At 57.2% G+C, this 16115-nt stretch carries 12 protein-coding genes; 7 read left to right on the forward strand and 5 right to left on the reverse strand.

The window, feature by feature from the left end; genetic code table 11:
• Position 1 precedes the first annotated feature (1 nt).
• The 5 genes from AC5S26_RS21385 to AC5S26_RS21405 all read right to left on the reverse strand — a co-directional run bounded on the left by AC5S26_RS21385 (position 2) and on the right by AC5S26_RS21405 (position 10245).
• A complete protein-coding gene (locus tag AC5S26_RS21385) occupies positions 2–865 on the reverse strand; it encodes a UbiA-like polyprenyltransferase (protein WP_494186972.1) in 864 nt (287 codons plus the stop codon).
• Positions 866–941: 76 nt separating this feature from the next.
• The gene (locus tag AC5S26_RS21390) at positions 942–1724 is read right to left on the reverse strand and encodes a BON domain-containing protein (RefSeq protein ID WP_494186973.1); all 783 of its coding nucleotides are present in this window, start codon (positions 1722–1724) and stop codon (positions 942–944) included.
• A gap of 71 nt (positions 1725–1795) precedes the next feature.
• Complete coding sequence (locus AC5S26_RS21395; RefSeq protein ID WP_494186974.1) at positions 1796–6256, reverse strand: translocation/assembly module TamB domain-containing protein; 4461 nt, start codon at positions 6254–6256, stop codon at positions 1796–1798.
• Positions 6253–7014, reverse strand: coding sequence for a SurA N-terminal domain-containing protein (locus tag AC5S26_RS21400; protein WP_494186975.1), 762 nt, complete (start codon positions 7012–7014; stop codon positions 6253–6255). Before AC5S26_RS21400 ends, AC5S26_RS21395 begins: the two co-directional genes overlap by 4 nt.
• Positions 7015–10245, reverse strand: a complete 3231-nt coding sequence (locus AC5S26_RS21405; protein ID WP_494186976.1) for a BamA/OMP85 family outer membrane protein — start codon at positions 10243–10245, stop codon at positions 7015–7017.
• A 233-nt stretch (positions 10246–10478) separates the two neighbouring features.
• On the opposite strand from AC5S26_RS21405, the gene AC5S26_RS21410 reads away from it, so the two are divergent.
• The 7 genes from AC5S26_RS21410 (at position 10479) to AC5S26_RS21440 (ending at position 16098) form a co-directional block, all read left to right on the forward strand.
• Positions 10479–11594 carry a ThiF family adenylyltransferase gene (locus AC5S26_RS21410; protein WP_494186977.1) on the forward strand — a complete coding sequence of 372 codons (1116 nt, stop codon included), beginning with the start codon at positions 10479–10481 and terminating at the stop codon, positions 11592–11594.
• A gap of 168 nt (positions 11595–11762) precedes the next feature.
• A complete protein-coding gene (locus tag AC5S26_RS21415; RefSeq protein ID WP_494186978.1) occupies positions 11763–12422 on the forward strand; it encodes an RNA polymerase sigma factor in 660 nt (219 codons plus the stop codon).
• Positions 12419–12709, forward strand: a complete 291-nt coding sequence (locus AC5S26_RS21420) for a hypothetical protein (RefSeq protein ID WP_494186979.1) — start codon at positions 12419–12421, stop codon at positions 12707–12709. Before AC5S26_RS21415 ends, AC5S26_RS21420 begins: the two co-directional genes overlap by 4 nt.
• Positions 12710–12952: 243 nt before the next feature.
• Positions 12953–13546, forward strand: a complete 594-nt coding sequence (locus AC5S26_RS21425; RefSeq protein ID WP_494186980.1) for a shikimate kinase — start codon at positions 12953–12955, stop codon at positions 13544–13546.
• 110 nt (positions 13547–13656) lie between these two features.
• A complete protein-coding gene (locus AC5S26_RS21430; protein WP_494186981.1) occupies positions 13657–14658 on the forward strand; it encodes an AI-2E family transporter in 1002 nt (333 codons plus the stop codon).
• A 112-nt stretch (positions 14659–14770) separates the two neighbouring features.
• Positions 14771–15376, forward strand: a complete 606-nt coding sequence (locus AC5S26_RS21435) for a hypothetical protein (protein ID WP_494186982.1) — start codon at positions 14771–14773, stop codon at positions 15374–15376.
• Positions 15373–16098 carry a 16S rRNA (uracil(1498)-N(3))-methyltransferase gene (locus AC5S26_RS21440; RefSeq protein ID WP_494186983.1) on the forward strand — a complete coding sequence of 242 codons (726 nt, stop codon included), beginning with the start codon at positions 15373–15375 and terminating at the stop codon, positions 16096–16098. Before AC5S26_RS21435 ends, AC5S26_RS21440 begins: the two co-directional genes overlap by 4 nt.
• Positions 16099–16115: the final 17 nt, after the last annotated feature.

Here is a 16115-nt window from a genome sequence, read left to right on the forward strand (position 1 = left end):
GTTATCGACCAAGCAGAACATCGGCTGCGACGAACGCGAAAAACACGACCGAGATGACGCCATTCAGCGTGAAAAACGCGGCGTTCATCCTTCGAATGTCTTTCGGCGAAACAATCAGGTGCTCGTACAGCAACAACAGGGCGACTAACCCAATTCCGATCATCGCAATCCGGCCCAGGCCAAAAGAAGCGACAAGCCAATACAGCGTGATCAGCATTCCTGCATGCATGACGCGGGCGATCCAGAATGCGGCATTGAGCCCGAAAGCCTGGGGCACACTGTTGAGCCCCACACGGCGATCGTGCTCAAAGTCCTGACAGGCGTAGAGAACGTCAAAGCCCCCGACCCACAAAAGTACGGCCAGCGTAAGAATAATGATCCTCGGATCGAGCGAGCCGCGGACCGCGATCCAAGCAGCCGACGGTGCTATGCCAAGTGCGAGGCCCAACACCACGTGCGACCAGCGAGTGATCCGCTTCATGTAGCTGTAGGCAAGAACAATGGCCAGGGCGACAGGGGCCAGGATCAAGGTCAGATGATTGAGCATTGCCGCCCCGAGAACAAAGATCGCACAGGAGAAGAGAACAAAACCGGCAACAAAGCTCGTCGTCAAGGTACCCGCAGGCAAGGCGCGCATCGCAGTTCGAGGATTTGCCGCGTCAAGCCGCGCATCCACCAGCCGATTGAAAGCCATGGCAGCGGAACGCGCCGCAACCATACATACAATGATCCATCCCAGCACGCGCAGAGAAGGCCAACTCCCGGCAGCCAGGACAGCCCCGGTAAGCGCGAACGGGAGCGCAAAGATCGAGTGTTCCCACTTGATCATCTCGAGCGTGACAGCCGTACTCTTCCACAAGCCCATACCTTCATCCTAAAAGACAACAGGCCATGGGGGTATCCCCATGACCCGTTTGCCGCATAAGCCCTGACTGTCGCAGTTATTTTTCCGGGGATGAGCCCGCCACCTGAAGATTATTGGTCACCTTGAAGACACCTGGAACGCCGTTCGCGCGGATGTTGGCGACGTCCTTATCTCCCTGATTGTCCACCATGCCGGACAAGGTAACGTTGCCATTCACGACTGTGATTCGAATCGGCTTCGCAGGGTCGATGGCGTATTTGTTCAATTGAGGAGCGCCATAGACGGCCCGCGCGGTCGCTAGACGGATGCGGTCGTCCATGGGGGAGACAGGAGCGACTTCGATGTTGTCTACGACGTCTTTCACGCCAGGAAAATTCGAGACGAGGCTAATCGCAGAGTCTTTGTCGGTAGGACCATAAGCCACTCCGCCCAGCGTCACAACTCCATTCTGCACGCCGATGGTGAAGGCATTGAATGCCGTCGTCCCATAACCTACGCGGTCATAGGTCAGCTTCTCAGCCAGCTTGTTCCGCAGGGTTACATCTTCAACGGTCGGGCCAGCAACCTCAATCAGGTTCTGCACGCCCTTCACATTCTTGCGATGATGAACCTTTTTATCCGCATCTTCCTTATCGGCATAAAGCTCGACCGTTCCCTGCAGGGTCACAACGCCGTCCTGCACAGCCACGTGAACGTCTTTGAATCGCTTGTTGTCCAATGCCTTGGCAATATCGGACTGAATTGATGCATCCTGGGGACTACTGGCCGTCGTTTGGGTATGGCCGCTGCTATATCCCACAAGAAGAATCATTGCCATCAGCGCTGAGGCAAGCACGCCTTTTCTATCTTTCAAATCCATCCGTTCCTCCAAAAATTTGCCATGTTGATCAAGTCACCCGAATAGGATGCCTTCTGCGAAGGCACAGTTCTTTAGCGATATCGCCGCCGTAGCTTATAAACGATGCTAAACACACCCGATTCATCGCGTGTCACCACGATCGACGAGTTATGAGTGAGATCGTATTGCACCTGGATGAGCTGCTGGGCCGAAGTATTGACGTTGGTGGCAAAAACCGCGGTCACCTGTTTGGATATCTGTTCCTGAACCGTGATCCTTGCCGAGGAATTGCCCAGGGTCCCGACAAACGCCGGGTCTATTTTGACACTTCCCACGCCAAAAAGTTTTTCGACCCGCGAGCTGACTGTAGCATTCAGCGCGCCCCCCAACAGGGCGCTTGTGGTTGGGTCCGTTCCTGCGGCTAACTGCCGTTCCTGGTAAATCTGGGCCTCTTCCTGCGTCCGTCCAAGTGCAAGTAGCGCAAAGACATCCGCTTCGCTCAACGGAGGTTCCGAACGGTAGGTCGGCTTCAGGTTGCTCGCCGTGCCATGCAGTCCCACCGTGACCTCATAATTCTCCACCTGCGCCATCGCATCGACATCGATCGTCGGATCAATGCGTACCGGATTGGTGAAATAGATATCGCCGCGCTGTAACTGGTATTTCGTGTTCGCAAAGGTCGCGCTGCCGTCCGTAATCTGAATTTTGCCTAGGATGGAAGGCGCAGCCGCCGTTCCACGAATATTCAGGTCAACCGAACCAGCCAGCTTGGCATAGGAGTTCTGAAAATCCAGCTGTGGGGAGCTCGTAACGTGGACATCGAGACGCACCTTGTTTGAGGGCGCATCCGGATCTGGTGGCGCACTGATCGTGCTTCCGCTGCCGGCAAAGGCGGCGAAGTCAACGTCCGGACCGATTCCAAACCGTGTGATCAGAATGCTGCCGCTCAAAAGCATGCTCGATGCCGCACCCTGCAACTTCAAATTCGCATTTGCGGTCGCGCTCAGGCCGTAGAGGCGAACCCGTACAGCATCCCCTGTTGCTGTCAGGTCTACATAAAAGCCATTGCGGAATCGCAGGGCTCCGCCAAACTTCAACTCGCCGCCACCGGTCTTTCCCGTGAGATTCTGCACCTGCAGGCGATCTTCGGTAAATACCAGGGTTCCATTCATATCGCTCAAGCCGTTCGGGACGCCATCGAGCGCCATGTTGACGTGTTCGAGCCGAACGTTTCCGCTGAACGTGGGATTCTTCACCAGACCGCCCGCCGCTACCGTGAATTGCACACTCCCGCTTGCAATCACATCCGGGTCGAGGGTATGGAGCAGAGCCATGCTCATGCCTCCGTTCCCTTTTATGTTGAGTTTGCCGCCCTTCGGATCGGTTGCGCCGAAGAGCTGTGCCGTCCCGGAGAAACGCATATCCGTGTCCTGCCCGGTGATGTGAACTTCCTCAAGCGTAGCCAGGCCATTCCGCAGACTCACTCGCAACGGCTGCGCCGCCTTCAACTCGATCCCCTGCAGCTTTACGTCGACATTGTCCAGCTGGGCGACGCCGCTCAGGGCCTTCGGCGTCTTCAAGGGACCGCTTACAGTAACCGTGCCGCTGATGGAAGATTGTGCCTTAATATTTCCGGGACCAAACATCGTTAGCGGTCGATTGACGTCCAGGTTGGCCAGCGACAGCTTCGCCTGCGTCTGATAGTCACCCGTAATCTCCGTCTGCCCTTGAAGATTGAACGTTGCGCCCACAAGCCTGGAATCAGCGGTGAAAAATAATTGCGTCCCCTGACTATGGGCTTCCGCCGTGGCCTCTCCTATTGCCTGGCCGGCATAAGTAACCTCTTTCAGCGTGGCGTTGGCGCGCAAGGCCGGTTCCGTGACAGTACCATTCGCATCTGCGACTAACGTCAACCTGCCATCGGCATCGACGCCGAATCTCCGAACGGTCTCGAACTTCGACAACATCAGGTCATGGCCTTCCAGGTGGCCATGGAGATGCTGATTTCCCATGTCGTAGCCACCGTTTCCAGTCACCTGCATGCCATGCAACTTTGCCAATACGTTGGTTGCATCGATCGCCTTGCCCCGCACCGCCAGGTCTGCGGAGACTGCCTCATATGGCTCGTCATAGGCGACGCCATTCTTCAGGGAGATATGACCGTTTCCAGTCAAATCCTCAATCGTCCCGACGACGTGCGCGTTCGTATCGATCGTTCCAGTCAGGGGAATCTTTTGCTGCTGGCCTGCGATCTCGAGGAGATCGCGAACCTGCGCATCCGCCAGCTGCACTTGCGCGTCGATCGCGGTGCCATCGTCCCAGACGAACGTCGCCACTCCTCTCCGGGAAACCTCGCGCCTTGGCTTCACAGTTCCTTCCGCATTCAGGACCGCGGTTCCACGACGAAGAGTTGAGCTCGCCACAGCGACCCCGTTGTTGGGCGAATACTCGGCATCGGCTACAAGCGAGTCAATCAACGCATCCGTAGAACCCATCGCAAACTCGATGTTCGACGCCTGGACATGCCCCTTTACATCAAGATCCCGCGCCATTCCCTGCGCTGTGCCCGAGAAATGCAGCGCGCCGTGAAGCTTTACCGGTATGGCGGCACTTCCCTTCTTGCCCTCCCCCTCGAGCCCCAGCGAGGTCAACAACTGGTTGTATTCCTCAAGATCGTGGACCGTAAGATCGACATGAAGCGCGGTTAAGGGATCACCCAGGTTGACTCCGAGAATGCCTGAGGCTTGCAGGGTCGATTGCGGAGTCTGCACAGACAGCTGTCGAATCTGTACCGTCTCATTTTTCCCTGTATAGTGCGCCAGGACCTGTCCGGTAATGGGAACGTTAGAGAAAACTCCCGGACGTGACGAACCGGTGGGCGTCAGCTTCAGATCGCCGTCCAGTTCAACAGTGTCAGCAACATCCTTTGCGGCCCCACCCCACTGAACCTTGACCGGACCGCTCACCGCTGTATCGAAGCCCAGGTCGCCAAAGTGCTCTGCGGTCATGTCCATGATGGATCGCAGTGGAATCCTGTTCAGCACCGCGTTGAGATACGCGTGCGAGTGCTTGATCTCTGGCACCTTCGTCACGGGAGTCTTCGCATTCAGCGTCTTCGCAGCTCTATTCACCGTAGTAGCCGCTGCTTTGGCTGTCGGCGATGCAGAATCTTCAACTGGAGTCTCTCCGATCCAGTCTTCGATGCGCATGTCTCCGGTGATCGATCCGCCGCTGGGAAGTTTCGCTGTGATCTCAGTCAGGGCCAACTCCGCAGGCGTCATGTGGATCTGGGTTGCGGCATCGACGCCCCGTACCGTCACATACTGATCGCGGTATGCGGCACCACGGACCTTTGCCGATCCCGCCACAAGAAACGTCGCCGGACACCCGGGCTCAAGCACGGATGACGCTTGAGGCTTTTTCTGCTGTTTCGAGGGTGGACGAAGTCTCTGCCAGAGTGGGGGCTTCTTCTCGGATTGGGGAGTGGTGGCAACACAGTTGTGTCCCCGAAGGTTGAGATCGACGACGCCCGCTTTCAGGCCATCGACTCCAGTCATCATCGCAATCTGGCCCAGCTCCAGAGAACCGGTTGCTGTTGCATGCCACTCCGGCTGAGCAAAATGGGTCAGCGTGCCCGATGCCTGGAGTTGGGATGCCTTTCCGGTGTGCAGCTTCAACTGCTTCAGATCGGCTTCGTCCCTTCCCAGCTCTGCCTCGAGATGCAAAGAGGACTGCGCCTCGGCTTCGTTCTTGAGACGTGTGCGAAGGTCCTTCAGGTCAATCGTCGCTCCATATCGATCCGTATGGGAGATATAGTGAATCTCCGCCTCGAGATCGCGCGCGGCGAGATCGAACGGAATCGCTCGATCGTTGATCAGGGCGACTCCATTGGCGATTTCCACGCTGCGAGCACGCAGATCGAGCAGCGTATCGGTGATCGGCTTCTTACTGGTGCTTGGATGTTTCGGTACCGGCTGGTTTGTTCGCCCATCCTTATCCACGATCAGATGAAACTGGGGATGATCGACACGCAGGTAATTCAAGGAAACGTGAGAGGCGAACCCACTGCCCACAACCCTCGAGAAGAGATTGACGATCTTGACCCGAAGCAGAATCTTGTCGACGGAGAGATAAGGAGCTTCGCCCTGCCCCTCCAATCCATGAATCACCAATCCATCCGCTTGAACGGCCAGGTGCCAAAGATCGAATTGAACCCGCTTCACTTCAACCCGCCCGCCTGTAGCATCCCCGAGGACTGTGACAAGCGCCGCTTTCACACGGCGTTCGAAGTCAGGTGTCGTGGTGTACCAGGCAAAAGCGCCAAAAAGAACGAGCAGAAAAACAACGATTCCACCCATCGCCCACATTGTGCCGCGAGTAATGCGCGAGGCGATGGATCGCTTGACCTGTTTCAGCCTCTGCTCGATCTGCTCTTTCTTTTCCTCGAGCTTCTCCTCCAGCTGTTGACGCTTTTCTTCAATGCGCTCGTCGAGCCGCTGGCGATTCTCCTCGTCCGGAGGAGGCGTCGAAGGCGGGACCTGTGGATCGCTCATGGCGCCACCTCGCCCGGCTTCATGATCCACACATTGCCTTGAGCCCGAAGAGACTGCAGCCAGTCAAGAAACAGATTTCCTACCCTCTGCTGCAACAGAACTTCTTCAACACGCGGCGAGATCGTCTCCAGCTTTGGAGGCGTTACCTTCTGCCGCGTATATTCCGGCAACATCGTCTTTTCGTAATATTCCTTGATCTCGCTGTCCGAGATGTGGATGCCATTTCGAAAACGCACCTCAATCAGGCGCAGGAGTTCCATACGCTTCTGCCATCGGTCCCGAAACTCCTGCACCGTGAATCCATTTGCGGCGAGATACTTCTCCCACCCGGCATCCGTGTCGCACTGAGACTGCCGGCAGGCGGGGATGTCGTGGCGAAGCGTTTGCAGCTGCTTGTCGAGCTCTTCCTTTGAGACTGAGATCTGGTCGGCCTCCACTGCAGCCTGCTGAAGAATCAACGTTCGGTCGATCAATCGCTGCACCGCACGATCCCGCGAAAACTCGGCAGCGGAACCGCGATAGGGCTGAATCCCCTCAAACCTCCGTTCTTCATCCACATCGCTCTCGAGGATGACGTCTCCATTCACTACCGCGACGACGCCATCGATCTCAGTTCCCCTTTCCTGGGCTGGAGGCTTAGTCAATGGCTCTGACGGCGGGACACTCTTCTGTTGCGCGCCTGCGGGCAGGGCCACGAGCATGAGCGCAAATAGCCTCGCAAACCGCTGCATCGCCGGGTTGTGGGTCAGCCTGCGCATTTAAAAGCTCTGTCCGATACTGAAGAAGAAGTTGAAGTGATTGCCCTGACCTACGTACGGCGGCTTGCCGTTGTAGTCGTCAATGACCGGATAAATCGGCGGATTCAGGTTATAGCTGAAGTCCAATCGGATCGGGCCCACGGGCGTTCTGTACCGTGCGCCGATTCCAAGCGCATGGGAGAAGTAGTTGAAGCTGCAATGGCCAATGGTTCCAGAGACATCGCGACAAGTGTCGCGATTCGGCTGGCGGAAGTTCAAAAAGCTAGGAAACATGTCTTCCGGATTTTGGAATACGTTGCCCATATCGTGGAAGAGTACAAAGCTTACACTGTCCCCCACGTAGGGAAGCGTAGGAGGCGGCATTCGCAGTTCGAAGGTATTGACGAAGGCTGCAGAGCCGCCGACCGGGTAGCCGGTCTGCAGATCGCGTGGTCCGGCGGCGTTGATGCCAAAGCCCCTGTGAGAGGTCGCGCCGCCGGCGTAGAGCCGTTCCGGCAGCGGCACCGCATTGCAGGTCGGATTGGTGGTCCGCAGATCCCCGACGCAGACCTCGCTGCTGGCATTTGGATTCGGGCCGGAAGGATGTTCATATCCAATCCGGGTGTTTCGTGCCAGGGTATAGCGGTGGTGAAACAGCTGGTAGTAGGTCGAGTTCGTTCCATCCAGCTTCCAGAAATCGGTCTGGGATCCGAACTTCGACGATGCGTAGAACCCTTGCAAGGATGAGTAGGTTCCCTTGGTCGCATCCAGTGGCGAGGGCTGGCGGGTGTCGTGAAACCAGGTAAGGCTCGGGCCGCCGACACGAACCGGCTGCGAAAGCAGAGGGATCAGGTCCGCGGAGATTCGAAGGCTGTTCGGATCGACCTTGACCCTTCGAAACAGGAACTCGTAGATAAAAGTATCCGTCCGATGCAACTTTTGCGTAACGCGAAAGCTGCCCTGCAGTCTCGAAGAGGCAAAGGTCGTAATGTCCTGAATGTTGGTGTAACCGCCCGAGAGAGCAGTTGAGAAATTTTTGGATCCGAAGGAGTTTGGATTCTGGTAAGTCAGAATCGCAATCTGCTCGAGCAACCCATACGTAGTGCGAAGGGTCAAGGAGTCCTGCGTCCCGCGAAAGTTGATGCGCGCTACATCCAGCGATACCCGGGGACTGATACCGCCTCTCCCCTCAGGCCCAAAGTTATTGCTGCTTCCCGAATTCGTCTGGGTCGTTCCACCCGGATTTCCTGTCTGCGCCTCAAAGCCAAAGCCATAGGTCACATTCCATCGCTTCGCCTCCGTCGTTTGAATCAGCACGTTCTTGCGCGGAGCATCCCCTGTGGGATTCTGCACCGCAGCGATCACCTCGTTGAAGAGAGCGAGATTGTATAAATTCCTCTGCGTTTCGAGCAGCGCCGTCTGGTCCAGCGGATCTCCCGGATGAACAAGCACCTGGCTCTCCGCAACCTCGGGTTTCGTAAAGTGTAAGCCCGAGAGCAGGACGCGGTTCACAAAGACCTGTTGTCCTTCGGAGACGTCAAGCGATACGTCAGTCCGGGTTGGGTCCGCTTCCTTGTGCAGCTGGAGGTCAACCTTCGCCTGATCGAAGCCATGGCTCAAATAGTAGGTCAGCACCGCATCGCGGTCGCCGGAGAGAGTCACAAGGGAAAACGGCTGCCCCTGCTGCGTATTCATCAGCGCCTTTACGTCCTGCATGCGGCTCGGGTCTACACCCACTACGTTCACGGTTCCGAACGTTTTCTGCGGCCCCTCGACGATGTTGTACAGCACCGAGATCTGGCCATCTTTTTTCTTAGGAGTGTTTTTGTCTTCGTCGGTGTCCTTGACGTTGGTTGTGATCTTTGCCTGGTCGAAGCCGTTGGCCCTGTAAAGGGCCTGCATCGCGGCAACATCGGCGGCAACCAGCCCAGGGCTGTAACGTCCGCTACGCTGATAGGCATCCGCCTTTTTCACCTGCATACGCTCCCGAAGAATGTCATCGGAGAAGTACTTGTTCCCCTTCAGGTCGACGGCGATCACTTTGTGTTTGATTCCTCGATCGATTGTGTAGACCACCCGTGCGCTTGGAGTGTTTTGGCCAATGACCTTTACATCGACGGTGGCATCGAAGTAGCCCTGCTGCTGCACGAAGTCGCGGAGGTTATGCATCCCCTCGTTCAGTAGATCGTTATCGATCGTTCCTTCTTCAAAGATCGGCACTAGAAGGTGTAACCGGCTCTTCGAGACCTTGGCTCCCTCCACCAGCACCCTGACCTCAGGCCCCTGGTTGACGCGAAACTCATAGTCCACCTGGCGTCGCGGCGCATTGTAAGTCTGCTTTTGAAGGCTCACCGTCGCCTCCAGGCGGTCCTTCTTCTGATATTGCTTCCGCAGCCTCGTCAGAGCATTGCTGGTCGTGTCGCGAGTGACCTTGCTCCCCTGTTTCAGCTTGCCCTTTTTGCGAAACTCATCAACGGTCATCCCCAGGTCCGCGCTCTCCACCTTGACCTGACCGATACGGGCTTGCGGACCCACTGCGACGTCGTACTCGACATTAATCTGACTGTTTGGGCGATCCAGCGTGGTTCCCGCGTAGACCTTAGGCTCGTAGTAGCCCTGCGATTGCAGCACCTCGCGGATGCCATCGGTGCCAGTCGCCACAGACGTATCTGTGTACGCAGCGCCCGGATTGAGCTTGCTCGCGTACTCCAGCAATGACGACAGTCGATCGCTCTTTACCCCGGTGATCGTGACCCGGCCGACATAGTATCGAGGTATCCCCGCGAAAATGAGCGTCATCCCGTTGCCCTCTCGTACTCCGCGTACCGAGACGTCGCGATATCGGCCGCTATCGAAAAGCCTTCGTGTGCTCTCGCGAACTTTTTGTGGATCGAGCGGCTCACCCACCTTCTGCGCCAGTTCGTTCGGCAGCGTATCCGTTTTCTCAAAGGTCACACCCAGGAACTCGATGTGATTCACGATCAGTCCTTTCCACTCCCAGACCGAGGTCGTGAGGCCCGGACCGGTTGAAATCGTAGGCCTTTGATCGCGGCGTTGCGGTTGCGTCCTTGGGACCTGCGAAGCCTGCGGTGTCACTAGAGGGCGGGTTGCATCCCCCGCGCCCGGAATGTTCTGGGGCGCAGGCGTCGAAGCTGCGGGAATCGACTGCGTAGAGTCTGCAGGAGCCGTTTGGGCCGGGCACCACGTCGCTCCCATCCAGAACGACAGGGCCGCGATGACGATATGCTTCAACGCCTCACCGCTCCCACTTGCCCTTCGTCCTCTGCGCCACTGACCCAAAAAACACCTTTCCTCTTCCGCAACCCACACGGCTTGCCAGGATTCGAACGAGCTAACCCGCTGGCCATCAACTCCTGCCCCGTTTGGATGCGGAGCTATCCTTCCGCGTCCGCTGATTCCATGTAGGGCAATGCATTCCCTATACTACGAAAGAGCAGAGTCCTTCGGGACTGGAAAGCCACCCTATGCAGCACACACTCCCTGAGCTTGTTCACACCACCTCCAGCGAAGCCTCTCCCATCGAGGACCAGGAGCGATACTCCCGCCAGATTCTCTTCCCCGGTATAGGTGCCGAAGGACAGGCCCGGCTTGCCGCAGCTCACGTGGCGATCGTCGGCTGCGGAGCTACCGGGGCAGCCGCAGCCTCTCTGCTGGCGCGCGCCGGAGTCGGCACGCTCACCCTGATCGATCGCGACTTCGTCGAGCCCTCCAACCTTCAGCGCCAGGTACTCTTCGACGAAGCCGACGCCTTGCAGTCGCTGCCCAAGGCCGAGGCCGCGCGGCGCAAGATCGCGCAGTTCAACTCCAGCATTAAAGTCCGCACTCACATCGCCGATCTGGTTCCCGACAACATCGCCGATCTGCTCGCGGGTAGCCAGCTCATCCTCGACGCGACCGATAACTTTGAGACCCGCTACCTCATCAACGACTTCGCTGTGCAACAGGCAAAGCCCTGGATCTATGCAGCCGCCATCGGCTCTTATGCGGCCACCATGAACATCCTTCCGCAGGTCGCATCTGACAATGCCAATTCAGCCTCCGGATCCACCTGGGAACCGACCTCCTGCCTCGCCTGCCTTTTTCCCAAGCCTCCGTCCGGTCCCGTCGAGACCTGCGATACCTCTGGCATTCTCTCTACGGCAGTCAACCTCGCGGCTTCCATTCAGGTCACCGAGGCACTTAAATTTCTCACCCATCAGCCCGCGCTCATGCGTCGAACACTGCTCTCTTTCGATCTCTGGACCTCGGAACGCTCCGAGATATCGAGCGCCGTACCGCGCAGGGGCTGCCCGGTCTGCGATCTTCGCGAATTCACTCACCTGGCGGGCGAAGGCCGGCCTCATATCACTCTCTGCGGCAGAAACTCCGTTCAGATTCATGAGCATCATCGTCCTGTCGATTTCGCTGCCATGCGCGACCGCCTCGCTCCTCATGGCAAGGTGCGCTTCAACGATCTTTTATTGCGATTCGAGCGAGCGCCGCATACTCTCACACTCTTTGCCGATGGCCGGGCAATTATTCAGGGCACTACCGATATCACCATCGCACGATCGCTCTACGCGCGCTTCATTGGAAGCTGAACGAAAATTTGGAGATAACTCCTTCCCTTGCCGCATGGCGCAACCTTTTTCACTCTCCAACACTCCAACTTCACTACGAATGAAGATTCCTTTGCGTCCTTACAATAGGCTTGGAAACAGGCCAGATGAAGCGTTGAATCAATCAACACAACCCGGAGCAAACGAGCCATGGAAGTTCAAGGCCTACAAATGACAGAAGCAAAGACCGCCCCCGGGCTATTCAAACGAAATCCACCCATTGCAGGAGAAGCTGAAGCCATCGAGCGTGCCAAGGCAGGCGACGCCGAGGCCTTCTCCAAGCTCTATGCGCTGCACAAGCGCCGCGTCTATACCCTTTGCCTTCGCATGCTCGGCAACGTCTCCGAGGCGGAAGACATGACCCAGGAGGCCTTCCTCCACCTCTTCCGCAAGATCGGCAGCTTCCGCGGTGAGAGCGCCTTCTCCACCTGGCTTCACCGTCTCACGGTGAACCTCGTTCTGATGCATCTTCGCAAAAAGGGACTGCAGCTGGTCTCCCTCGAAGAGACGATCAATCCCTCCGAAGATGACTCGCCGAAGCGCGACTTTGGCAGCCGGGACACACAGCTTGCGGGATCGGTCGATCGCGTCGCCCTGGAGCGCGCAGTCGCCTCCCTTCCTCCCGGCTATCGCATGGTTTTTGTCCTCCATGATGTGGAAGGCTTCGAGCATAATGAAATTGCCGTTATGCTGGAGTGCTCCACCGGAAACAGCAAGTCTCAGCTCCACAAAGCGCGTCTCAAGCTCCGGGAGCTGCTTCGCCAGTCGGAGTCAACCTCTCTGGCCGATCTGAAGGAAGCGGCACTATGACCCCGAAGAATTCTAGTTCGAATCCCCTGTCTTGCGCCGAATTCCAGGAACAGCTGCCCGACTTGTTTGCCGCCGGAGGCAGCGACCATATCGACGACCCCTCGCTGCTGGAGCATCTCAGGACCTGCGAAAATTGTTCGGCTCTCGTCCGCGACCTCCAATACATCGCTGACCAGGCGAAGCAATTGTTGCAACCCACGCACGAGCCCAGTGACAATGTCTGGAAGAAGATCCAGGAGAGCCTCTCCTCCGATTCCAACTACGTCACTGAGTCCAATGAAAAATAATTTAGCCTCAAATTTGAAGTTGCGGAGACCCCTCGTTCCGTGTATCGTCAAATGTGCATGACGAGTTACACTCACTCCGGCCGATTTAGCTACTGCTACTGGTATCAGTATGCGGCCGGCGGAGCTTTCGCATGCATCTCTGAAAAAAGCTAATCCTCAGAGACTTCGATCTTCCCGAGCCGCGACCCAAAAGGTCGCGGTTTTCGTTTGTTAGCAGATAATTGAAAGAACCGGAGAAACCCGATGTCAGCCAGCCAGCAAGAGATCCTGAGCAAACCAGAGACGCTTACAGCACGCGTTCTTCCCTTTCCCTTGCGCCGCCTTGTCCTCACCGGATTCATGGGCGCCGGAAAGTCCACCGTTGGGCGCCTGCTCGCCTCGCGTCTGGATTGGGAGTTTCTCGACCTCGACAACCATCTGGAGAGCCGCACCGGCGCAACCATTCCCGAACTCTTCTCGCTCCACGGGGAAGCTCATTTCCGCCGCCTGGAGTCGACAGCCCTCGCCTCTGCGCTTGGCCGCTCCCGGGCTGTAATCGCCCTCGGCGGAGGAACCCCCGAGGATCTCACCAACCGTCTTCTCATCGAGCAGACCCCTTCGACCCTGGCAGTCTTTCTCGATGCTCCCTTCTCCACCCTGTTTGATCGCTGCATGCTGCAGGAGATCTCCCGTCCCGTCCTCGCGGACCCGGCTGCAGCCGCGCTTCGGTTCGAGCGACGCCGCCCACTCTACGCGCGCCTGTCTCGACTGACGGTCGATACCTCTGTGCTTACCGTAGAGGACGCCGTCGAGGCGATTCTGACGGGGCTGAACCAGACTCCGTACTCCCGCTCCTAGACGCCAGGCAGCAAACTATCGGCATCCAATCCACAGCATCGCTCCACAGGAGAAGGAAGCTGACGCACACAACCGATCTCAACCCCAACGAGAAGGGATCCCGCCGCATAGTGCGGGGACACATTCTCTTCACCTTTGGTCTTCTGCTTGCCCTCGGCCTCTCCTGGTTGCTGGTCAAAGAAATCATCCTCATCTACGTCAGTGCATTGTTTGCCGCCGTTCTGATGCCCATCGTCAATCGCATCATGCGGATCAACATTCTCGGTCGCAAAGCATCCAAACCCGCAGCCATCTTTCTTCTCGTGGCCGGCATAGTACTTGTTGTGGGCATCTTTCTGACCGTCGGCCTCCCGCCGGTCCTGCACGATCTCAACCAATTTTCCGCTGAGCTTCCGGCACGTATTCCGAAGATGATGTCGCGGCTCAACCAGCTACCGATCGCCAATCGGCTCGGCGTCGACGGGATCGTCCAGCGCGCCGAGGGCGCTCTGACCACGACCGCCAGCTATCTGATGACATCGCTGCCCAACTGGCTCTCGCATCTCTTCGATATCCTCTCCGCCTTGTTTCTCTGCATCTACTTCATGCTCGAGGGAGATACTGCCTATCGCTTTATCCTGTCCCTGTTCCCTTCAACCCATCGGGAGCGGTTAGGCGCAACCCTTGAGCGCGCAGACGACAAGATCAGCAACTGGCTCATCGGTCAGGGGCTTCTCATGCTCATCCTCGGTATCTCTTCGACCATCGTCTTCGCTATCCTGCATGTTCGCTACTTCCTTCTGCTCGGTTTTCTTATGGGACTGTTCAATCTCATTCCCATCGCAGGAGGTGTCTTTACCATCACGCTGTCCGCCATCGTTGCTGCGTTCGATTCCTGGGGGAAGCTTCTCGGCGTCGTAATCTTCTACGCGCTCTATCTCAATGTCGAAAATGCCTATCTCATCCCGCGCATCATGAGCAGCAGTGTCGAGCTCTCGGGACTCACGGTTTTGATCGCACTTCTCTGCGGCACCGCTCTTGCAGGAATCGTAGGGGCTCTGGTAGCGGTGCCAACCGCCGCCCTGATCGCCGTCCTGCTCGAGGAGTATGCCGTTCACAAGGATGTAACTTAGCCATGATCCAATTCCCGTAAATTTATGTAGACAAAAGGTATAGCGACCTTTGGTAACTGGTAGTGAAAGAAAAAATGTCGTTTTATAAAATCCAATTGTTATCCTTTTAACAGTGCCTGATCCAAAGTTTGCACAACCCGAACGCCGCAACCTCCTGGCTCCTGTCCTTGTTGCCTTCCTGGTTCTCGGCATCGCTATCGCCCTCGTGCTGCGCTATACCCCGCACAGCACCGCCGAGCTTAGAATCCTGAAAACCGCAGTCTATCCGGCCCACATCGTCTTCAAATCAGACTCCATCCTCGTCAATCGAGATCGCTCACAGGACGACCTCTACGTGGTCACCACGCTGCGCATGGAAGACCGGCTGAACCTGCCTCTCTTTATCAAGGACTTCACCGCCACGCTGGTCACCGCCGATGGAGAAAAGATCGAGACCAGCGCGGTGCAGAAGCAGGAGTTCGAAAACCTCTACACCAGCTTCCCCGCCTTGCGTCCTCTCGCCTCCGAGCCGCTTCTGCGCGACACCCTCATCGATTCCGGCAAGACAGCCGAGGGAATGGTGCTGCTGCACTTCCCGGTCAGCGAAGAAGTCTGGAACCACCGCCGCTCGGCTACACTTCATGTCGCCCTCTATCACCAGGGCCGTGTTTCCGTAACGATCCCGATTGGCGATCACGCCTCTTCTCCTAAAGACGAAAGACCATCAGAAGAAGAATGACCCGCCGCCGCTGGATCGCCGATACCTGGAACAAAACCAACGCCACACTCACGGGAGAACAAGCCGAGCACCTCGCACGTGTACTCCGCGCCACTCCCGGACAGGTTTATGACGTCGTCGCAGGGGGCTTCCTTCATCGCGCCGAGATCCTGACCGTTCAGTCCAGTGAGGTTGTCTTTGCCTTGCACGAGGAGCTGGAATCGGACACAGCTCTTCCTCTGCACCTGCTGCTTGCCGTCTTCAAATTCGATCACATGGAGTGGGCTATCGAAAAGGCGACCGAGCTTGGCGTAGCCCGCATCACGCCTGTCCTCGCACGCCGGACGGAAAAGCATCTCGCTCAGGCCGCGGCGAAACGTGTGGAGCGGTGGCGTCGGATCGCGCTCGAAGCCTCCAAACAGTCCCGGCGAACCACCATTCCTGAGATCTCCGAACCGTCCCCGCTCAAATCCGTTCTCGAAAGTGCGACTGAGCCCATCCGTATCCTTCTCTCGGAGACGGAGCAGACGACGAACATCGCCTCTGCTCTTTCGAAAGATGTCGCACTCGGAGATTCACCGGAATATGCTCTGGGCATCGGCCCGGAGGGCGGGTGGACACCCGAGGAGATGAGCCTCTTCACGCAACATGGGTGGCAACCCGTAACTCTGGGGCCACGCATCCTTCGCGCTGAAACTGCGGCTATCGCGGCAATTGCAATTCTCTCCTCGCAGATTGCCTGAAATCGGTTTGTGAACAG

This window comes from Edaphobacter sp. FHG110511_03, assembly GCF_059115365.1.